Source organism: Acidovorax sp. FG27 (assembly GCF_040365715.1).
GTDB lineage: Bacteria > Pseudomonadota > Gammaproteobacteria > Burkholderiales > Burkholderiaceae_C > Paracidovorax.
The window spans coordinates 134,734-155,311 of sequence record NZ_BAABVY010000010.1 but is presented as its reverse complement, the minus strand read 5'-3'; the positions used below and the strand labels follow the sequence as shown (position 1 = coordinate 155,311).

The following is a 20,578-nucleotide window of genomic DNA, read 5'->3' as shown; positions in this document are numbered from 1 at the left end:
GCTTGTCTCGCGCGTCGGGCCGCTTGGTGTGCAGCCTCATGGAGTGGATGGGAAAAATGCGCGCCGGATCGCACGTCCGGCGCCGGCACACGCAGGCGCGCAGGCCGGGCGCACGCCCAGGCCCGCGCCTGCTCTTTCAGTCAGGCGGCAGCCGGGACGCGCTCCAGCACGGCCAGCAGGTTCTTCGCCGCGCCCACGCCCATGTTCACGTAGGCGTCGCTGGTCACGCCGCCGATGTGCGGCGAGAGGATGAAGTGCGGCTCGCCCTGGAACGGGTGGCCGGCCGTCATGGGTTCGACGGCGAAGCTGTCCAGGCCGGCGGCCATCACCTGGCGCGAACGCACGGCCTGCAACAGCGCCGCTTCGTCGATCAGGCCGCCGCGCGCGGTGTTCACCACAATCACGCCGGGCTTGCACTGCGCCAGCGTGGCGGCGTTCAGCATGCCGCGGTTCTCGTCGGTCAGCGGGCAGTGCAGCGAGATGGCATGCGATTCGCGCCAGATCGTGTCGAGCGAAACGCTCTGCACGTAGTCGGGCAAATTCATGGCGAAAGGGTCGAACCCAATCACCCGCATGCCGAGTGCGTCGGCCATCTTCGCGAAGCGCAGGCCGATGGCCCCCAGGCCCACCAGGCCGACGGTGCGGCCGCCCAGCTCCAGGCTCTTGTGCGTGGCCTTGTCCCAGTGGCCGGCATGCATGCGCGCATCCAGCGCCACCACCGACTTGGCGCAGGCCAGCAGCAGCGCCAGCGCCTGCTCCGCCACGGCCGCGGCGTTGGCGCCCACGGCAGCCACCACCTCGATGCCGCGCTCCTTCGCCGCCACCTTGTCGATGGTGTCGGTGCCGCTGCCGTGCTTGGAGATCACTTTGAGCGAAGGCGCCGCGTCCATGATGGCGGCGCCCACCTTGCCGTAGCGCACGATGATGGCCACCGGGTCGTGCTGCTTCGCCAGCGCGACCAGGTCGGCTTCGGTCGGCGTCTTGCCGGCATAGACGACTTCGTAGCCGGCGAGCAGGTCCAGCGCCTGGCGGGCCAGGTCGGCGCCCGTGACGATGATGGTGCCGGCGCTCACAGCGATTCCCCTTCTTTCAGCACGCCGGCGGCGCGCAGCGCGGCGGGCAGCCATTTCGACGCCGTGTCGCCCCGGGCGATGGCCTCGATGCGGGCGGCCTCGTCGGCCACCTTCTTGTCGGCAAGATCCATCATGGCGGGGGCCTTGGCCCGCTCGATCACGACCACGCCGTCGGCGTCGCCCACCACCAGGTCGCCCGGGTTCACCACGGCGCCGCCGGCCGAGATGGGGTGGTTGATGCGGCCGGGCACGAACTTGGTGGGGCCGGCGGGGTTGAAGCCGGCGCTGAACACGGGGAAGTCCAGCTCCAGGATCTCCAGCTTGTCGCGGATGGCGGCGTCCACGATCACGCCGGCCAGGCCCCGCTTCTTGCAGGCGCTGAGCATCAGCGTGCCCATCAGCGCGGCGGTCTGGTCGCCCTTGCCGTCGATCACCAGCACGTCGCCCGGCTGGGCCAGCGCGATGGCGGCATGGATCATGAGGTTGTCGCCGGGGCGCACTTCTACGGTGAAGGCCGGGCCTGCGACCTTCATGCTCTGGTGCACGGGCGCGACACGGCCGTGCATGGTGCCCCGGCGGCCGGCCACGTCGGCCAGGATCGCCGCCTGGTAGGTGGCGGCGCGGGTGACGACGTCGGCGCCGACGCGCTCGATGTCACGGATGATTTCAGGGAGTTGGCTCATGGTGATGCTCGTTGGGTGAGGTGAAGTAAAAAAAAAATGGGGAATGGCAGGAGCCACAGCGGCCGGGTTCGGAGGCGGCCTGCCCGCGAGGGCCGGCCGCGCCCCTCACTCCGCCTTGATGTTTCCGTCCTTGATGACCCGGGCCCACTTGGCGGAGTCGGCCTTCTGCAGGTCGCCCAGCTGCCGGGGCGTGCCGCCGACCAGCGTCACGCCCAGCTTGTCGGCCAGCGCGGTGACGGCCGGGTCCTTCAGGGCGCCGTTGATCTCCTGGTTCAGCCGCTGCACCAAGGCCTCGGGCGTCCTGGCGGGCGCGAACACGGCCTGCCACTGCTCGACGACGAAATCCTTCATGCCGACCTCGCCCATGGTGGGCACGTTGGGCAGGGCCTTGAGCCGCTGGGCCGAGGTGACCGCCAGCGCGCGCAGCTTGCCGGCCTGCACGTGCGGCAGTGCGGCGGCCACCGGTGCGAACATGAACTGCACCTGCCCCGCCAGCGTGTCCTGCAGCGCGGGCGTATCGCCCTTGTAGGGCACGTGGATGAAGCGCGCGCCGGTCTGCTGCTGCAGCAGCTCGCCCTGCATCTGCAGGATGGTGCCGTTGCCGCCCGAAGCGAAAGCCAGCTGGCCGGGTTGGGCCTTGGCGGCTGCCACCAGCTCGGCCACGGTCTGGAACGGCTGGCCCAGGCCCACCACCAGGATGTGCGGGATGGTGCCGATGATCGCCACCGGCTCGAAGCCGGCGATGGGGTCGTAGGGCAGCTTGCCCATCAGGTGCGGCGCGATGGCCTGCGGGCCGATGGAGGTGCCCAGCAGCGTGTAGCCGTCCGGCGCGGCCTTGGCGACGTAGGCGGCGCCGATGGTGCCGGTGGCGCCCGCCTTGTTGTCCACGATCACGTTGGTGCCGAGAGACGTGCCCACGCGCTGCGCCACGTTGCGGCCCAGCACGTCGGTGCTGCCGCCGGGCGGGTACGGCACGACCCAGGTGATGACCTTGCCCGCCGGCCAGTCGGGCTGGGCCAGGGCGGGCGCGGTGACCAGGGAGCCCAGCAGCAGCGCGCCGGCAGCGGCGACCACGCGGCGGCGCTGCATGCCTCCGGAAGCGCGGCCTGACCCGGATGGATGGAGGATGTGGCTCATGGTTTGTCTCTTGTGGTTGGAATGAGAGGCCCGCAGGGAGCGAATCCATACAGCGCGGCGGGGTTGTCCACGAGCACGCGCCGCAGCGCGGCGGCGTCGCCCGTCTGCCGCGCCCAGTCGGCCAGGCGGTCCACCTGCTGCGCGTCGTCGGGCAGCGGCTGCACGCCGGCCGTGGCCGTGGCGTGGGGCCAATCGCTGCCCCAGACGACACGCTCCGGCGCCGCCCGCAGGTAGCTGGCGGCCAGTGCGTCGAGCGCCGGGTCGTCCACCGCCTGGCGTTCGCTCACGATGTAGCCGCCGGACAGCTTGACCCATGCGCGCCCGCCCTGCAGCAGCTCCAGCACCAGCGCATGGGCGGCATGGCGTCCGGCCAGCGCGGGGGCGATGCGCCCGAAGTGGTCGAACACCAGCGGCACGGGCGACTGGCGCAGCACGCTCGCCTGCTGCGCCAGCACGTCCGGCGCCATCAGCAATTGCAGGTGCCAGCCGAGCGGCGCGATGCGCCGGGCCAGCGGCAACAGCGCATCCACGGTGCCCGACACGCCCAGCGACAGGTTGAGCCGCACACCACGCACGCCGGCCTGGTGCAGGCGTTGCAGTTCGGCATCGCTTTCCTGCCCGCCGATCACCGCCACGCCGCGCGCGCCCTCGCCCAGCGCCGCCAAGCCTTCGAGCATGCAGCGGTTGTCGGTGCGGTAGGTCGACGGCGTGACCAGCACGGCGCGCTGGGTGCCGATGCGCCGCTGCAGCGCCCGCAGGTCCGCGACGCCGGCATCCGGCGGCCGCAGGCGGGCGGCGGGATCGGCTGCGAAGCGGCTGTCGTACAGGTGCACGTGGCAATCGCAGGCCCCTGCCGGCAGCGCCGTGCGCGGGGCGGCGGTGCCGGCCGAGTAGCGCACCGGCGCAGGTGTGCAGTCGTCGCGGGTCATCGCGATCGTCGTCATGCGTCGAGACATGTCGAGCGGCTGCGAACCGTGCTCAGTCCAGGCTGGCGCCGGAGTCCTTGACGATCTTGGCCCAGCGCGGCACTTCGGCCTTGAGCAGGGTGCTGAACTTTTCCGGCGTGCCGCCCAGCACCTCGCCGCCCTCGGACTTGAGTTTCTCGGCCACGTCGGGCTGGGTGAGCGCCTGGTTGATGGCCTTGTTCAGTGTCTGCACCACGGCCGCCGGGGTGCCCGCGGGCGCCAGCACGCCGTACCAGGAGGCGGCCTCGAAGTCCTTGTAGCCGGACTCGGCCAGCGTGGGCGTGTCGGGCAGCTGGGCCGAGCGCTTGAGCGAGGTGATCATGATGGCGCGCAGCTTGCCGTTGCGCACCTGGCCCAGCAGCGTGGGCACGGCGGACATGTAGAGATCGATCTGCCCGCCCACCAGGTCGGTCATGGCCTGGGAAGCGCCCTTGTAGGGCACGTGGCGCAGCTGGATGCCGGCGGCGTTCTCGGCCAGCTCGCCCGCCAGATGGGCCACCGTGCCGTTGCCGGAATAGCCCAGGGTGAGCGCGTCGGGCTTGCCCTTGGCGGCGGCCACCACGTCGGCGAAGGTCTTGTAGGGGGAATTGATGGGCGCGGCCATCACGATGGGCGCGGAGGACACCAGCGCGACGGGCACCAAGTCCTTGAGCGGGTCGTAGGGCAGCTTGGCGTAGAGCGAGGGGTTGATGGCCAGGTTGCTGGTCTGGCCCATTACCAGCGTGTAGCCGTCCGGCGCAGCCTTGGCCGCCGCGTCCACGCCCAGGTTGCCGCCGGCGCCGGGCCGGTTGTCGACCACCACGTTCCACTTGTGCTGGTCGGTCAGCTTCTGGGCCACGGTGCGCGCGATCATGTCGGTGCCCCCGCCGGGCGGGAACGGCACGATGAGGCGGATGGGCTTGTTGGGATAGGCGGCCTGGGCATGCGCGGCGCCGGGTGTGAGCGCAGCGGCGCCCAGCCCCATCAGGGCGGCGAGCATGAGGCGTGCGCCCAGGGCGCGGCACGTTGGCGAAATGGCGTTGTGCATGGTTTGTCTCCGTTGTGGTGGACCTGCCCAGCCTTGTTCCAGGCATTGGGGGCGACTCTACGAAAACGTTTCAACCCATACAATGCGGTTTCGTACAGCGAAACGAATGCCACGATGAGCAACTCCTCCCGAACCCGTTCAATGCCTTCTCCAGCGCCCGTGAAAAGCGCCCGATCCGCCGGTGCGGAGACCACCGCGTCCGCTGGCGACGGACCACCCACCGCTGGCGACGCACCGCCCGCCACGGCACCGGAGCCAGGCGGCGTGATCGCGGTGACGCGGGCGCTGCAGGTGCTCGAAGCCTTCGCGCTGGGCGAATCGCACCTGCCGCTGGCCGAGCTGAGCCGCCGCTGCGGCCTGCACAAGACCACCGTGCTGCGCCTGGCGCGCACGCTGGCGCAGTCGGGCTACCTGGTGCAGCGCGAGGATGGCGACTGGCGGCTGGGCCCCGCCACCGGCTGGCTGGGCGCGCGCTACCAGGCGGGCTTCGACGTGCAGAACGTGATGGAACCGGCCTTGCGCGCCCTGACCCAGGCCACCGGCGAAAGCGCCGCCTTCTACGTGCGCGAGGGCAACCTGCGCACCTGCATCGTGCGGGTGGAAGGCCCGCAGGCACTGCGCCACCATGCCCGCATGGGCGAGGGCCTGCCGCTGGAAAAGGGTTCGCCCGGCCGGGTGATCCTGGCCTTCTCCGGCGAGCCCGGCGCGGTGTACGAGGCCATTCGCCAGCGCGGCTACCACTGGTCGATCAGCGAGCGCGAGCAAGGCGTGGCCACCGTGTCGGCCCCCGTCTTCGGCATGCACTGGCGGCTGATGGGCTCGGTGTGCATTTCCGGCCCCGCCTCGCGCCTGACGGAGGACCGCCTGCAGGAGCTGGCGCAAACGGTGGTGAGCGCCGCCACGCAGCTGTCGTATGCGCTGGCGGGCAACGCGGCGACCCAGTCCGCGCCGGCGCAGCGGGCGAGCCATTGGCACCCTTGAGGGGCACGTCGGCGGCCCCGTGCTACCGTCTTGCGCAGCCTCTTGCCGACAACCCAAGGAGACCAGCGTGAGCCGCTACCCCCAACCCGACCTCAACACCCTGCCGGACGACATCCGCGCCCGCATCCTCGAGGTGCAGGAGAAGTCGGGCTTCATTCCCAACGTGTTCCTCGCCTTCGCCCGGCGTCCGGCCGAGTGGCGGGCGTTCTTCGCCTACCACGACGCGCTGATGCTGAAGGAAGAAGGCAGCCTGACCAAGGGCGAGCGCGAGATGATCGTGACCGCCACCAGCGCCGCCAACGAGTGCCTCTACTGCGTGGTGGCCCACGGCGCGATCCTGCGCATCTACGAGAAGAAGCCGTTCATCGCCGACCAGGTGGCCGTGAACTGGCGCAAGGCCGACATCAGCCCGCGCGAGCGCGCCATGCTCGAATTTGCGATGAAGGTCTGCCTGGACAGCCAGGCCATCGCACCGGCCGACATCGACGCGCTGCACGCGCACGGCTTCGACGACGAGGATGCCTGGGACATCGCGGCGATCACCGCGTTCTTCGGCCTCTCCAATCGCATGGCGAGCTTTGCCGGCATGCAGCCGAACCCCGAGTTCTACCTGATGGGCCGGGTGCCGCGCGAAAAGAAACAGTGAACCCGCCGTGATGCATTCGCTATTATTTCAATAGCAACTCGCGCTTATCAGACGGGCGCCGGAGGGAATTTTGGCCCTCATCCGGCGTCGTGCGGGGGCGGCAGGCCGGCATCGCCTTCGTCCGCCCGGGTGGAGGCCCGCTCGATCAGCCGGAACCCCAGGTCGAACGACGACCGGTCGGCCGGCACACCCCGGCAGCGGTCCACGATGAGCCGGGCGGCCAGGCGGCCGATCTCCGGGCCGTCCACGTGCACGGTGGTGATGGACGGCACCATGTGCGCGGCGAATTCCGCATTGCCGAAGCCCGACACCGCCAGATCCTGCGGCACGCGCAGGCCGCGGGCGCGCGCCTCGACCAGCACGCCGTGGGCCAGCATGTCGGAGCTGCAGGCCACCGCCTGCAGGCGGGGATGCCGCTCGAGCAGCTCGCCCAGGGCGCGGCGGCCCGATTCGAGCGTGCTGGGCGCGGGCACCCGGGCGGTGGGCACCTCGCGGCCCCAGGCGGCGGTGAAGCCCGCATGGCGCTGCATGGCGCGGTGGTCGTCGCCGGTGGCGATGCCGACGTGGCGGAACCCCCGCGCCAGGAAGTACCCCGCCAGGGCGCTGCCCACCTTCAGGTGCGAGAAGCCGATCACCATGTCCACCGGCCGGTCGCTGATGTCCCAGGTCTCCACCACCGGGATGCCGGTGGCGCGCAGCCGCTCGCGCGAGCGCTCCGAGCGCACCAGCCCCATGACGACGATGCCGTCGGGCTGGCGGCCGAGCATGGCAGCCAGCACTTCGTCCTCGCGCTCGGCGTCGTAGAAGGTCTGGCCCAGCAGCAGCTGGTAGCCCTCGTCGTGCAGCGCCGCGGTCAGCGTCTGCACCGTCGGCAGGAACTGCGACACCGACAGCGCCGGCACGATGCCCGCCACCATGCGGCTGCGCCGGGACTTGAGCCCGCCGGCCAGCAGGTTGGGGATGTAACCAGTCGCCTGCACCGCCTGCTCCACCCGCTCCCGTGTCTTGGCGGACACGATCGCCGGATTGCCCAGCGCCCGCGACGCGGTGATGAGCGACACGCCGGCCACCCGCGCCACGTCGTGCAGCGTGGCGCCCTTCACAGGCGCATTCGGTGTTCGGTCGGGGCGGGAAGAAGCGTTCATGGAGCAACAGCAAAAAGGATCGGGCCGTACACGCTGCCGGGGCTGCCAGCGCCGGAACCCGCGCCGGGCGCCAACCCAGGGCCCCGGGCACGCCGGGACATGACGGCCCGGCCAGCCAACGCATCGTCCTGACATGCCGGCGCCTTGACGGCGGGTGGCAACGGTAGCAGATCGCCCACCGCGCCGGCGCAGCTCACAGGCGCGCGATGCGGGAAAACCCTTTTCACTGGCCCAAATGACAACGATATCATTCCGTCTCACGTTCCTGCCTGGCCGTGGCAAACCACAAATATTCCAACAGTCCAGGTCGCTCGGCGCCAGATGACAACGATGTCATCCGCCGGGCAGTCGCTGCCCGCAGGCATTCACCCCTTCATCACGGAGACAACACCATGAAAAAGCTTTGCATTGCCGCCGCCCTGGCGCTGGCCGCCTGGGGCGCCGCCGCCCAGTCCTGGCCCGAAAAGCCCGTCACGCTGGTCGTGCCCTTCCCGCCCGGCGGGTCGACCGACCAGGTGGCCCGCGCCGTCAGCCCGCGGCTGACCGAGAAGTTCAAGCAATCGTTCCTGGTGGACAACAAGCCCGGCGCCACGGGCACCATCGGCGCCACCTTCGTGCAGCGGGCGGCGCCGGACGGGAGCACGTTCCTGGTCACCTCGCTCGGCCCGCTGGTGATCGTGCCGCACCTGGTCAAGAGCCTGCCCTTCGATCCGCTGAAGGACTTTGACCTCATCACCGTGGCCGTGCAGTCGCCCAACGTGCTGGTGGTGCCGGCCGCGTCGCCGCTGAAAAGCGTGGCCGACGTGGTGGCACAGCTCAAGGCCCAACCCGGCAAGATGAGCTTCGCCTCGGCCGGCAACGGCTCCAGCGACCATCTGACGGCCGAGCTCTTCTGGCAGCAGACCGGAACGCAGGGCATGCACGTGCCCTACAAGGGCGGCGCGCCCGCGCACACCGACCTCATCGGCGGCCAGGTGGATGCGTCGTTCCAGAACGTGAACTCGGTGATCCAGTACATCAAGGGCGGCAAGATGCGCGCGCTGGCCGTGACCAGCGCCCGGCGCTCGCCCGTGCTGCCCGACGTGCCCACCCTGGCCGAGGCTGGCGTGAAGAACGTGGAAGTCGCCTCGTGGCAGGCCATCGTCGCGCCCAAGGGCCTGCCGCCCGCTGTGCGCCAGAAGGCCCATGCCGCCTTCGTGGAAGCGCTGAACGACCCCAAGGTGCGCGACCAGTTCGTCTCGATCGGCTTCGAGATGGTGGCCAACACGCCCGAGGAATTCGCCGCCTTCCAGCGCAAGGAATACGACCGCTGGAAGACCGTGATCCAGACCGGAAAGATTTCCATCGACTGAGGTCGAACCGCCCCCCACACGCTTCCTGACGAACCCATGACTTCAGCCGCGCCCGCCCTTTCCTCCGAGACCTCCAGCCAGGACCGCATCGCCTGGATACGCCTGTCGTCCTGCTACCTGCCGCTTTCGCAGCCGATCAGCGACGCCAAGGTGCTGACCGGGCGGCAGAAGCCGATGACCGAGATCGCGATGCTGTTCGCCGAGATCGAGACGCGGGACGGCCACCGCGGCCTGGGCTTCAGCTATTCCAAGCGCGCGGGCGGGCCGGGGCAGTTCGCGCACGCCGAGGAGATCGCGCCCGCCCTGATCGGCGAAGACCCGAACGACATCGCACGCCTCTGGACCCGGCTCTGCTGGGCCGGCGCCTCGGTGGGCCGCAGCGGGCTGGCGGTGCAGGCCATCGGCGCGTTCGACGTGGCGCTCTACGACCTGAAGGCGCGGCGGGCGAACCTGTCGCTGTCCAAGCTGCTCGGCTCGCACCGCGAATCGGTGCGCTGCTACAACACCTCCGGCGGCTTTCTGCATACCCCGCTCGACCAGCTGCTGCGCAATGCCGAGGCATCGCTCGGGCGCGGCATCGGCGGACTCAAGCTCAAGGTGGGCCAGCCGGATTGCGCGCTGGACATCCACCGCGTGGCCACCGCCCGCCAGCACCTGGGCGACCAGGTGAGCCTGATGGTGGACGCCAACCAGCAGTGGGACCGCCCCACCGCGCAGCGCATGTGCCGCACCTTCGAGCCCTACAACCTGGTCTGGATCGAGGAGCCGCTCGACGCCTACGACTACGAGGGCCATGCCGCGCTCGCCGCGCAGTTCGACACCCCGATTGCCACCGGCGAGATGCTGACCAGCGCCGCCGAGCATGCCGAGCTGATCCGCCACCGCGGCGCCGACTTCATCATGCCCGACGGCCCCCGGCTGGGCGGCATCACGCCGTTCCTGAAGGTGGCCGCGCAGGCCGAGGCCGCCCATGTGATGCTGGCGCCGCACTTCGCCATGGAGCTGCACGTGCACCTGGGCGCCGTCTACCCGAGCGAGCCCTGGGTGGAGCACTTCGACTGGCTCGAGCCGCTCTTCAACGAACGCCTGGAGCTGAAGGACGGCCGCATGCAGGTGCCCACCCGGCCCGGCCTGGGCCTGTCCCTCAGCGAGCAGGCCGCCCGCTGGACGCGCGCGTCGGTCGAGATCGGCCAGCGGGCATGATCGAACCCGCGGCGCCGCACGCTCGGCGCCCGCCCCGAGGAACCTTTGCCATGAACGCCCCCACCTCCACCGTCCTCTCCCGCCCGCCGCTGCACATCAGGATGCACCCGGCCGACAACGTCGCCATCATCGCCAACGACGGCGGCCTGCCCGCCGGCACCGCGCTGCCGGGCGGCCCGGTGCTGGTCGAGCACGTGCCGCAGGCCCACAAGGTGGCGCTCGAAGACATTCCGCAAGGCGGCGTGGTGCGCCGCTACGACGTGCCCATCGGCTACGCCGTGCGGCCCATTCCCGCGGGCAGCTGGGTGCACGAGAAGCTGGTGAAGATGCCCGAGGCGCGCTCGCTGGAAGGCTTGCCCATCGCCACCGTGCGACCGCCCGCCCTGGAGCCGCTCACCGGCTACACCTTCGAGGGCTTTCGCAACGCGGACGGCTCGGTGGGCACGCGCAACATCCTGGCCATCACGCAGACCGTGCAGTGCGTGGCGGGCGTGACCGCCTTCGCGGTGCAGCGCATCAAGTCGGAGCTGCTGCCGCGCTTTCCCAACGTCGACGACGTGGTGGCGCTGGAGCACGGCTACGGCTGCGGCGTGGCCATCGATGCGCCGGACGCCGTCATTCCCATCCGCACGCTGCGCAACATCAGCCTGAACCCCAACTTCGGCGGCGAGGTGATGGTCGTCAGCCTGGGCTGCGAGAAGCTGCAGCCCGAGCGCCTGCTGCCGCCCGGCAGCATTGCGCTGCGCGACGAACGCACGCTGGAAGAAGCGCCGCTCGACGTCGTCTGCCTGCAGGACGAGGCGCACGTGGGCTTCATGTCGATGGTCGAATCGATCCTGCGGCAGGCGGAGCGCCACCTGGAGCGGCTCAATGCCCGCCGGCGCGAGACAGTGCCCGCCAGCGAACTGGTGGTGGGCGTGCAGTGCGGCGGCAGCGACGCCTTCAGCGGCGTCACCGCCAACCCGGCGGTGGGTTTCTGCACCGACCTGCTGGTGCGCGCCGGCGCCACGGTGATGTTCAGCGAGGTGACCGAGGTGCGCGACGGCATCGACCAGCTCACCGCCCGCGCCGCCACGCCCGAGGTGGCCGACGCGATGATCCGCGAGATGGCCTGGTACGACGCCTACCTGAACCAGGGCCGCGTGGACCGCAGCGCCAACACCACGCCGGGCAACAAGAAGGGGGGCCTCTCCAACATCGTCGAGAAAGCCATGGGCTCCATCGTCAAGAGCGGCAGCGCGCCCATCAGCGGCGTGGTGTCGCCGGGCGAAAAGGCCCGCCAGAAGGGCCTGCTGTATGCCGCCACGCCGGCCAGCGACTTCATCTGCGGCACGCTGCAGCTGGCCGCCGGCATGAACCTGCACGTCTTCACCACCGGCCGGGGCACGCCCTACGGCCTGGCCGAGGTGCCCGTCATCAAAGTGGCCACGCGCAGCGATCTGGCGCGGCGCTGGCACGACCTGATGGACGTGAACGCCGGGCGCATCGCCGATGGCGAGGCGACCATCGAATCGCTGGGCTGGGAGATGTTCCACCTGATGCTGGAAGTGGCCAGCGGCCGGCACAAGACCTGGGCCGAGCGCTGGAAGCTGGCCAACCAGCTGGTGCTGTTCAACCCGGCGCCGGTAACCTGAACCGAGCCTGAGCGCTTCGCTACGCTATTGATAGCAAGAGGCGCTGGATTGGCGGGCGCCAGCGGTGATTTTCTGGGTGGGATGCGTCATCTGACCCGCTCCGCTGCCCATGCGCTTGGCCCAGCCGCAGCGGGCATGGCGATCGGGCGAGGCCTCCTACGCCTCGGAACGGTCACTTCACGCGCACGGTGTTCCGGCCCGCGTGCTTGGCGGCATAGAGCGCTTGATCCGCTCGCGCTGTCAGCGTGTCGGCATCGTCGTCGATGGCGTAGCTCGCGATGCCGAAGCTGCAGGTGCACGGGCCCACGGCGAGAAAGTCGGTGGCGGCGATGGCGCCGCGCAGTTTTTCGGCGACCAGCAGGCAGTCGATGGCGGGGGTGTTTGGCAGCACCAGCATGAATTCCTCCCCGCCCCAGCGGCCGACCGTGTCGACGCTGCGCGTGTGTGCCGTCAGCACCCTGGCCAGGTGCGCCAGCACCCGGTCCCCGACCAGGTGCCCGTGCAGATCGTTGACGCGCTTGAAATGGTCGATGTCGAGCAGCATGACGGAGAACGACGTGGCATACCGCCGGGCCCGCAGCAGGTTGTCCTCCAGCACCTGGTCCAGCCGCGTCCGGTTGGCGATGCCGGTGAGGCGGTCGGTGATGGACAGCTGGGTGATCTCCTGGTTGGAGGCCTCCAACTCGGAAGTGACGGCTTCGATGAACTGCACCAGGCGCGAGACGACGCGGCTGTGCTGGTTCGCGTAAGGGTCCCGCACATCGGGCCGAGGCAGCGGGCTCGCCGCATCTTCCGAAGCCGTGCCGGGGGATGGATCCCGCGGGCCCTCGCGCAAGCTGACCGCCACCATGGTCGCGTTGAGCAGCGACAGGCGCGTCGTTCCGAAGAATTCGCCGTAGGTATAGAACCCGAACGTCGGAGCGATCGACTCGAAAGGAACGGTTTCGAGTTCGGCCTCGCCCTGCATCAGGAACCGCCGGCAGCCGCAGGAGAAAAGAAAGATGGCCTGTGGCCGCTCGTGCGCCATCGCGGCATGGATGCTGCGCGCGCCCTCCACGATCAGCACCGGGTCACCGTAGCCGAGGCGGAACCGGTCGCCTTCGTGCAGGTCGGCCACGAACTGTATGGATCCGTCCTCGTGCGCTGCGACCGGCACGCGTGCGAGCAACCGGCCCTCGCGCTCGATCAGCAGTGGAAACTCCAATGCGTTCAGGAAGAAATCCGAATCGTTCGGAATGTTCAGGTACCGGCGGTACATCTCGAAAGCAGGCTCGCCATCGACCTGCGCGAGGGTCAGTCCCTGCACCGCGGTCATGGCCATGCTCTTGCTGAGCGGACGCCAGCCCAGGTAGGTGTGGGCATCGATCTGCAGGTCCGCGCCCGCGAAGACCACGGCGACGACGCCACATGCGTAGGCCGCGCCGTTCGTGAAGACCAACGAATTCGCCATCATGGCGTAGTCGCCCGCCCCCCCGCCGAACAGCAGTACGCCGGCGGCCACCGACTCGATTCCACGCAGCAGGGAAGCGGCGTCCAGGCTGAGCGGGGTCGCGAGCAACAAGGCGCCGCGCACATCGCCCGCGGCACGGGCGATCCTGTGGCCCAGTGCTGCGCCCACGGATGCCTCGTCGTCGCCGCCGCAAGGCATGTCGATCACCGTGACGGTGGACGAGGACATGCAGGTGAAACCGAGCACGGTCTGGTGCGTGAGGAGCCGTCCGCCGGCGATCTCGCCCACGGTGGATGCGCCGACGATGACGGCCTGCGGCAGTTCGTCCGACACCACCCGCACGATCTCCATCACAGCGGCCATCTCGTTGTGCATCGAGTACACCTGCACGAGCACCGAGCGCGCCGCGGCAGCATGGGCGGCAAGCGGGCCGGTTCGCAAAAAGTCCTGCAGAGCCTGGATGCTCACGAAGACGTGGGAGTGGTGGGAGAGCATGACCAGGGTTGTACCAAGCAGCGCCTGACGGCGCACGGGATTCTTCGCTGGATTCTGCAGCGGCGGCGCAGCCAGCAGCGCCCCCACCACGCCCTTACCGTGCCCTGGAAGCGAGGGCACGGCGGCCGCCCGTTCTGGCGCACGACCTACGCCGCAGGCCGGGGCGCATCGTCATCGGCGCGCAGCAGGCCCCAGATCATGCGCACCAGTTCGTCCTCGAAAGCGGGGGTGCCCAGCAGCGGTGACTGCTCCAGCGCGGCGCTGCGGATGGCGCCCATCACCGCGCGGGTGGCGACGAACATCATCGCCGGCGTGGGCGGGCGCACCGAGGCGTCGCCGCCGCCCTCCTCCACCAGCCGCGACAGGGCCAGGGCATTGCGCTCGGCGCCCTCGCGCAGGGCGGCGGTGATGGCATCGTGCCGGTCGATGCGCCAGCCCAGCCGCACCATCTGCCGGCCCGCCTGCGAGCGGCCGGTGCCGAACGCCGCCACCAGCAGCCCCACCATGTCGCGGACCACGCCGCGCACCTCGCGCCGCTCGGCCACGGCCGCGTCCAGCAACTGCTGGATCTGCTGCTGCACGCGGTTGCGCTCGCGCTCCACCATCGCCAGCAATATGGCCTCCTTCGACGGGAAGTACTGGTAGAGCGTGCCGATGGAAAACCCCGCCACCTCGGCGATGCGGTTGGTGGTCACCGCCGCCTCGCCCTGCTCCACGATCTGAGCCGTGGCGCCGAAGATCGCCTCGACGGTGTGCAGCGCACGGTCCTGCGTGGGCTGCCGGCGCAGGGCCGGCCGTGTTTTGGGGGTATCGGTCTTCTTCATGGATGGGGCTGGCAAAACATGAGCCTTAGGCGAGTAGCGGTGCGCGGCATGAATCTGAATAATGCTCAGAAATGGCGCCTCCCGCAACGCGGACGATGGGGTGCCACTTTCCAAGGACATCGCCATGACCACCACCGCCGCCAGTCACGCCGCGCCGCGCGAGCCCGACGGCCAGGCACCGGACGCCCGCCGCCCCAGCCCGCTGCCCATCCGCAAGCTGGCCGTGAATCTGGAGCGCGGCTTCGGCCGCCACTGGCACGGCGGCAAGGCCTTTCACACGCAGTTCTTCAACGCCCTCTCGATGAGCTTTCCGGTGGGCGAGCAATTCTTCATGGATGCGGTGCGCGGCGCCGCCCCGCTGCTGCCGCAGGGTGCCGAACACGCCCGGCTGCGCGAGACGCTGCAGGAGCAGCTGCGCGGCTTCGTCGGGCAGGAGGCGACGCACCGCCACATCCACGGCCTCTACAACGCCCAGCTCGACAAGCAGGGGCTGGTCAACCGCTGGCAGCATTGGGCCCGCGAACGCATCGCGCTGCTGCAGCGGCGCGCCCCGCACCCGCTGCATGCGCTGGCGGTGACCTGCGCGTACGAGCATTTCACCGCGCTGCTGGCCGACGGCACGCTGCGCTACCCGCGCTGGCTCGATGGCGCCGAGCCCGAGATGCAGCTGCTGTGGCGCTGGCACGCGGCCGAGGAGACCGAGCACCGCTCGGTGGCGTTCGACCTGTACCAGGCAAGCGGCGGCAACCAGCGCTGGCGGGTGCGCTGGTACCTGTTCGTGTGCCTGACCTTCGCCCGCGACACCCTGCGCCAGACGGTGCTGAACCTGCACCGCGACGGCACGCTCTGGCGCCCTTCCACCTGGTGGCAGGCCCTGGACCTGTTCTGGGGGCGCGACGGCCTGGTGTGGCGCACGGTGCCGGCGGCGCTGCGCTATCTGCGGCGCGACTTCCACCCCGACCAGGAGACGCATTCGCCCGGCGCGGCCGCGCTGGCGCAAGCCTGGTTCGTTGCGCACGCGACACGCTTTCGGGTGGTGCGGTAGCCAGCCGCCCTCCGGCCGCTCATTATTCGATAGCAGACCACGCCCGCAGCGCGGGCGCTCACGGGTGAATCCGCCCTTTCGCCCATGGCTGGCGATCCACCACGCGCCACCACCCACGTCACGGCAAAAAGCCTGTGCTCCTACACGCGCTGGGGCCGCGAACAGGGAAGCTCCCTGGAACCGCTTCCTTTCCCGCCATGCACAAACGCATCATCCTGGTCGAAGACAACCCCGCCATCCGCGCTTCCCTGCTTTCCGCGCTGGGCGACCTGACGCTGGGCGAAGTGGTGGCGACGGCCGAGACCGTGGACGAGGCACTGAAGGTGTCGAGCGAGTGCGACTGGCAGCTGATGGTGCTCGACCTTTTCCTGCGCGAGGGCAACGGGTTGTCGGTGCTGGAGGCGCTTCAGCAACGGGCGGCGCACCAACAGATCTTCATGCTCACCAACTACCTGTCGCCCGACGTGTGCCGCCGCTGCGCGGCGCTGGGCGCCGACGCGGTGTTCGACAAGTCCACGCAACTGGACGAGTTCTTCACGGCCATCAACTGAGGCGGCCGGCGGCCCCTGCGAGGCGCGCCCAGCCACTCCTGTTTCACGGCAACGACGACAGCGACCGGCCCGCCAGCTGCTCGAATTCGCGGTTGTCGTGCGCGCAGATCACCCGCACTTCTTCGCCCGCGTGCCCCTGGGCCAGCGCGCGCAGCCGCGCCTGGTTGCCCAGCCGCGCGGGGCGGTCCTTTTCCATCATCGTCTGGTAGGCGCGCAGGCCGGGCGGGCACCAGGGGCGCTCGGCATCCATCTCCCGGTGGTGGAAGTAGGCATCACCCGCCTGCAGCAGCCAGCCGTGCTGCGAGCGCACGGCCACGCCGGCATGGCCCAGCGTGTGGCCGGCCAAGGGCACCAGCAGGATGTCGTGCGGCACGCCTTCCAGTTCGCGCACGCAGTCGAAGCCGAACCAGCCCCCGCCATGCGATGGCGCATACGTGTGCCAGTGCTGGCGCTGCGTCCACTGCTGCGGCCGGTAGCGCTGACGGTCCAGCCAGCCGCGCTGGGCCAGGGCGGCGTCGTGCTCGCGCGCCAGCAGGTGCACCCGCGCCCGGGGAAAGTCGTCCAGCCCGCCGGCGTGGTCGAAGTCCAGGTGCGTGAGCACGATGTCGCGCACGTCGGCGGTGTCGAACCCGAGCCGGCGGATCTGCCGCACGGCCGTCATCTCCTCGCGCAGGTCGGGGTCCATCAACCACAGGAAGAACGGGCTGAGCCGGCGCCTGGGCTCGCGCACATCGCGCAGGCCGTAGCCGGTGTCCACCAGCACGAGGCCGGTGGGCGTCTCCACCAGCAGGCAGTGGCAGCACAGCGGCGCTCGCTGCATCAGCGAGGGCGTGCAGCCGTCCATCCAATGGCCGCCCAGGGCGCAGGCAGAAATGCAGTTGAGGTGGTGGATGCGCAGCGTCATGCCTGCAGGTTGGCGCCGGCCGTTCGCGGCCGCTTGTAGGACTGGGCAGCATCCGAAGCGGGCCAGACGCTCACCGCCGGGCCCGGCGCGAAGCGGCCAAGATGAGGGCATGTCCCACGACCCATCGCTCGAACGCTTTCTGCAGGCCCAGGCGCCCGTCTGGCCTCGGGTGCTGGCCGAACTGGCCGCCGGCCGCAAGCTCACCCACTGGATGTGGTTCGTCTTCCCGCAGCTGGCGGGCCTGGGGCACAGCGACATGGCGCTGCGCTACGCCATCCTCTCGGCCGGGGAAGCGCGGGCTTACCTGGGCCATCCGGATCTGGGCAGCCGGCTGCGCGCCTGCTGCGCCCTGCTGCTGCAGCACCCGGACCGTTCGGCGCACGACATCTTCGGCAGTCCCGACGACATCAAGCTGCGCTCGAGCATGACGCTCTTTCGCGAGGTGGCGGCGCCGGGCGACGACGCTTTCGCGGCGGTGCTGAACCGCTACTTCCGCGGCCAGCCCGACCCGCTGACGCTGGAGCGGCTGGCGCGATGACCCCGCGCACGCGGCACCCTCAGGCAGCGCACGGCACGTGGCGCCGCCGCCCGTCAACGGTGCGCGTGCACCGACGCCAGGATGCCGAGCGTGAACAGCACGCAGGCCGCCCACTGCGCCGCGCTGGGCCAGTGGCCGTCCCACGCGAAGGAATAGAGCAGCGCGAACAGGGTTTCGCTCACGATGAGCTGGCCGCAGAGGCTGGCCGAGAGGCGCTGGCTGGCGACGTTCCACAGCACGGTGGCCAGCCAGCTGGCGCCGATGCCGATGGCCAGGCACACCGCCACGAAGCTGCCAAAGCCCGGCCGCGCCGCAAGCGCCGCCATGCTGGAGCCCAGCGTCAGCCAGAGCAGCAACCCGCCCAGCCCGGTGGCGATGCCCAGCCAGTTGGCCCAGTCGCCCGCCCGTACCTCGGGGTGGCGCTGGAGCCAGGCCGAATTCAGCAGCGCGAACGCCGTCCAGAACACCAGGGCCACCAGCGACAGGCCGATGCCGCGCCAGTAGGTGCCCGCGGCCGAAGCGCCAGTGGCGGCGGTGTCGGCGTGCGGCACGTCGGCCATCAGCAGCAACCCGGCCACGGTCAGCAGCAGGCCCGGCACCAGCGCGCCCCAGCGCAGCCCCTGCGGCTTGCCCAACACGATGACCCACACGGGGATGGTGCCGATGATGAGCGCCGGCATGGCCGCGCCGGCATCGCGGATGGCCAGCACCAGCAGCACGTAGTAGCCGGTGAAGCCGAGCACGGAGAGCGCGAGCGCCGCGCCCGCCTGCCGCGGCGTGGGCCAGCGCGGCTTGCCCCGCAAGCTCCAGAGCAGCATGCCGGCAGCCATGGCGCCGTAGGCCATGAAGCGCCACGCCGCCAGGTCGGTGGAGGGAAAGCCCCGGGCGATGTTGGGCGCCACGAACACCAGGCCCCACAGCGCGCCTGCCGCCAGGCCCGCGGCGATGCCGGTCAGCATGCGCGCGCCACGCCGCCGGCCGGCCCCACGGCGGCCGGGCCAGCGGTTGCGGTGCCCCGCGCCTGTCGATCAGCCATCCCTGGATTCCTAAAAAAAGAACGGTCGTTCACTTGCACGGAAGCCGTGCATACAATCGGTTGCGAGGTGACGCCAGGCCAGGCCCAGCGACTCACCGTGTCGATTATCAAATGACGAAGAGACACCCATGACGAAAGACGAGATTCTGAGCACCTATGGCCCGCGAGAGGCCATGGAATACGACGTGGTGATCGTGGGTGGCGGCCCCGCCGGCCTGGCGAGCGCGATCCGCCTGAAGCAGCTGGCGGCCGAGAAGGAGCAGGAACTGTCCGTCGTGGTGCTGGAAAAGGGCTCCGAGCCCGGCGCGCACATCCTGTCGGGCGCCATCATGGACCCGAAGGCGCTGACCGAACTCATCCCCGACTGGAAAGCGCGCGGCGCCCCGTTGAACCAGCCGGTGAGCGAGGACGCGATGATCTTCCTGGGCGAGAAGTCGTCCTGGCGCACGCCCAACTTCCTGCTGCCCGAGTGCTTCCAGAACCACGGCAACTACATCGTCAGCCTGGGCAACGTGGTGCGCTGGCTGGCCGCGCAGGCGGAAGAGCTGGGCGTGGAGATCTTCCCGGGCTTTCCGGCCGCCCAGGTGCTCTACAACGAAGACGGCTCGGTCAAGGGCGTGGCCACCGGCAACATGGGCGTGGGCAAGGACGGCGAGCCGACGGGCGAGTTCCAGCTCGGCATGGAGCTGCACGGCAAGTACACGCTGTTCGCCGAGGGCTCGCGCGGCCACCTGGGCCGGCAGCTGATCTCGCGCTTCAAGCTGGACGAAGGGCGCGACCCGCAGAGCTACGGCATCGGCATCAAGGAGCTGTGGGAGATCGACCCCCAGCGCCACCAGCCCGGCTTCGTCATGCACACGGCCGGCTGGCCGATGAAGGCGGACACGTACGGCGGCTCGTTCCTCTATCACGCCGAAGACAACAAGGTCACGCTGGGCTTCATCACCGGGCTGGACTACTCCAACCCCTATCTCAGTCCGTTCGAGGAGTTCCAGCGCTGGAAGACGCACCCGAACATCCGCTACTACCTGGAAGGCGACGAGTCCAAGGGCATCAAGCCGGCCAAGCGCATCAGCTACGGCGCGCGCGCCATCACGGCCGGCGGCCTGATGAGCCTGCCGAAGTTCGTCTTCCCCGGCGGCGCGCTGGTGGGCTGCGAAGCAGGCTTCCTGAACGTGAGCCGCATCAAGGGCAGCCACGCCGCCATCAAGACCGGCATGCTGGCTGCGGAAGCAGCCTTCGACGCCGTGCAGGCCGGCCGCCAGCACGACGAACTGGCCGCCTACCCGACGGCGTTCGAGAACAGCTGGCTCTACACCGAGCTCAACAAGGCCCGCAACTTCAAGACCTGGTTCAAGAAGGGCCTGGCCACCGCCACGCTGATGAACGGCATCGAGCAATTCGTGCTGAAGGGTCACATCCCGTGGACGCTGCACCGCGACAAGCCCGATCACGCCTGCCTGAAGCCCGCCTCGGAGTTCAAGCCCATCGTCTACCCGAAGCCCGACGGCAAGCTGACCTTCGACCGGCTCTCGAGCGTGTTCATCAGCAACACCAACCATGCCGAGGACCAGCCCGCCCACCTGACGCTCAAGGACCCGAGCGTGCCGGTGAACATCAACTTGGCGAAGTTCGCGGGGCCGGAGGCGCGGTACTGCCCTGCGGCGGTATATGAGTTCGTGCCGGACGAGTCGAAGGGCGGCGATGCCCAGCGCCTGCAGATCAACGCGCAGAACTGCGTGCATTGCAAGACTTGCGACATCAAGGATCCGACGCAGAACATCGTTTGGGTTACGCCGGAGGGTGGTGGCGGGCCGAACTATTCGGGTATGTGACGGTCGCTGTTCGAGGGGCGAGCCGGGCTTGCTCGGGCTGAGCTAGTCGAAGCC

General features: G+C 69.9%; 19 protein-coding genes. 9 read left to right on the top strand and 10 right to left on the bottom strand.

Annotated elements, in window-relative coordinates; genetic code table 11:
- Positions 1-140: 140 nt before the first annotated feature.
- The 5 genes from ABWV53_RS14590 to ABWV53_RS14570 form a co-directional block, all read right to left on the bottom strand.
- On the bottom strand, positions 141-1,073 hold the full coding sequence (locus ABWV53_RS14590; RefSeq protein ID WP_353366860.1) for an NAD(P)-dependent oxidoreductase: 933 nt from the start codon (positions 1,071-1,073) through the stop codon (positions 141-143).
- Positions 1,070-1,756, bottom strand: a complete 687-nt coding sequence (locus ABWV53_RS14585; RefSeq protein WP_353366859.1) for an RraA family protein — start codon at positions 1,754-1,756, stop codon at positions 1,070-1,072. The genes ABWV53_RS14590 and ABWV53_RS14585 overlap by 4 nt, the downstream gene beginning before the upstream one ends.
- A gap of 105 nt (positions 1,757-1,861) precedes the next feature.
- Complete coding sequence (locus ABWV53_RS14580; RefSeq protein WP_502903914.1) at positions 1,862-2,845, bottom strand: Bug family tripartite tricarboxylate transporter substrate binding protein; 984 nt, start codon at positions 2,843-2,845, stop codon at positions 1,862-1,864.
- 44 nt (positions 2,846-2,889) lie between these two features.
- Complete coding sequence (locus tag ABWV53_RS14575; protein WP_502903906.1) at positions 2,890-3,837, bottom strand: amidohydrolase family protein; 948 nt, start codon at positions 3,835-3,837, stop codon at positions 2,890-2,892.
- A 34-nt stretch (positions 3,838-3,871) separates the two neighbouring features.
- Positions 3,872-4,885, bottom strand: coding sequence for a Bug family tripartite tricarboxylate transporter substrate binding protein (locus ABWV53_RS14570; RefSeq protein ID WP_353366857.1), 1,014 nt, complete (start codon positions 4,883-4,885; stop codon positions 3,872-3,874).
- Between the two features lie 159 nt (positions 4,886-5,044).
- Between ABWV53_RS14570 and ABWV53_RS14565 the strand changes: the two genes are divergently transcribed.
- Complete coding sequence (locus ABWV53_RS14565; protein ID WP_353366856.1) at positions 5,045-5,866, top strand: IclR family transcriptional regulator; 822 nt, start codon at positions 5,045-5,047, stop codon at positions 5,864-5,866.
- Positions 5,867-5,933: 67 nt separating this feature from the next.
- A complete protein-coding gene (locus ABWV53_RS14560) occupies positions 5,934-6,512 on the top strand; it encodes a peroxidase-related enzyme (RefSeq protein WP_353366855.1) in 579 nt (192 codons plus the stop codon).
- Between the two features lie 77 nt (positions 6,513-6,589).
- Here ABWV53_RS14560 and ABWV53_RS14555 read toward each other — a convergent pair whose 3' ends face one another.
- Positions 6,590-7,657, bottom strand: coding sequence for a LacI family DNA-binding transcriptional regulator (locus tag ABWV53_RS14555; RefSeq protein ID WP_353366854.1), 1,068 nt, complete (start codon positions 7,655-7,657; stop codon positions 6,590-6,592).
- Positions 7,658-8,049: 392 nt separating this feature from the next.
- Between ABWV53_RS14555 and ABWV53_RS14550 the strand changes: the two genes are divergently transcribed.
- The 3 genes from ABWV53_RS14550 to garD are packed head-to-tail and all read left to right on the top strand — an operon-like array spanning position 8,050 to position 11,846.
- Positions 8,050-9,009, top strand: coding sequence for a Bug family tripartite tricarboxylate transporter substrate binding protein (locus ABWV53_RS14550; RefSeq protein WP_353366853.1), 960 nt, complete (start codon positions 8,050-8,052; stop codon positions 9,007-9,009).
- Positions 9,010-9,045: 36 nt separating this feature from the next.
- The gene (locus ABWV53_RS14545; protein ID WP_353366852.1) at positions 9,046-10,212 is read left to right on the top strand and encodes an L-talarate/galactarate dehydratase; all 1,167 of its coding nucleotides are present in this window, start codon (positions 9,046-9,048) and stop codon (positions 10,210-10,212) included.
- A 50-nt stretch (positions 10,213-10,262) separates the two neighbouring features.
- On the top strand, positions 10,263-11,846 hold the full coding sequence (garD, locus tag ABWV53_RS14540) for a galactarate dehydratase (protein WP_353366851.1): 1,584 nt from the start codon (positions 10,263-10,265) through the stop codon (positions 11,844-11,846).
- Between the two features lie 172 nt (positions 11,847-12,018).
- Here garD and ABWV53_RS14535 read toward each other — a convergent pair whose 3' ends face one another.
- Positions 12,019-13,911, bottom strand: a complete 1,893-nt coding sequence (locus ABWV53_RS14535) for a sensor domain-containing diguanylate cyclase (RefSeq protein WP_353366850.1) — start codon at positions 13,909-13,911, stop codon at positions 12,019-12,021.
- Between the two features lie 26 nt (positions 13,912-13,937).
- Positions 13,938-14,615: a TetR/AcrR family transcriptional regulator gene (locus tag ABWV53_RS14530; protein ID WP_353366849.1), complete on the bottom strand. Its 678-nt coding sequence runs from the start codon at positions 14,613-14,615 to the stop codon at positions 13,938-13,940.
- Positions 14,616-14,739: 124 nt separating this feature from the next.
- On the opposite strand from ABWV53_RS14530, the gene ABWV53_RS14525 reads away from it, so the two are divergent.
- Positions 14,740-15,660, top strand: a complete 921-nt coding sequence (locus tag ABWV53_RS14525; protein WP_353366848.1) for a metal-dependent hydrolase — start codon at positions 14,740-14,742, stop codon at positions 15,658-15,660.
- 197 nt (positions 15,661-15,857) lie between these two features.
- On the top strand, positions 15,858-16,211 hold the full coding sequence (locus ABWV53_RS14520) for a response regulator (protein WP_353366847.1): 354 nt from the start codon (positions 15,858-15,860) through the stop codon (positions 16,209-16,211).
- 43 nt (positions 16,212-16,254) lie between these two features.
- Here ABWV53_RS14520 and ABWV53_RS14515 read toward each other — a convergent pair whose 3' ends face one another.
- Entirely contained in the window at positions 16,255-17,109 is an 855-nt protein-coding gene (locus tag ABWV53_RS14515) for an MBL fold metallo-hydrolase (RefSeq protein WP_353366974.1), read from the bottom strand.
- Between the two features lie 115 nt (positions 17,110-17,224).
- Here ABWV53_RS14515 and ABWV53_RS14510 point away from each other — a divergent pair, with 115 nt between their 5' ends.
- Positions 17,225-17,653 carry a DUF1810 domain-containing protein gene (locus tag ABWV53_RS14510; protein WP_353366846.1) on the top strand — a complete coding sequence of 143 codons (429 nt, stop codon included), beginning with the start codon at positions 17,225-17,227 and terminating at the stop codon, positions 17,651-17,653.
- A 53-nt stretch (positions 17,654-17,706) separates the two neighbouring features.
- Here ABWV53_RS14510 and ABWV53_RS14505 read toward each other — a convergent pair whose 3' ends face one another.
- Positions 17,707-18,612, bottom strand: coding sequence for a DMT family transporter (locus ABWV53_RS14505; RefSeq protein WP_353366845.1), 906 nt, complete (start codon positions 18,610-18,612; stop codon positions 17,707-17,709).
- A 205-nt stretch (positions 18,613-18,817) separates the two neighbouring features.
- Between ABWV53_RS14505 and ABWV53_RS14500 the strand changes: the two genes are divergently transcribed.
- Positions 18,818-20,524, top strand: a complete 1,707-nt coding sequence (locus tag ABWV53_RS14500) for an electron transfer flavoprotein-ubiquinone oxidoreductase (RefSeq protein WP_353366844.1) — start codon at positions 18,818-18,820, stop codon at positions 20,522-20,524.
- Positions 20,525-20,578 lie beyond the last annotated feature (54 nt).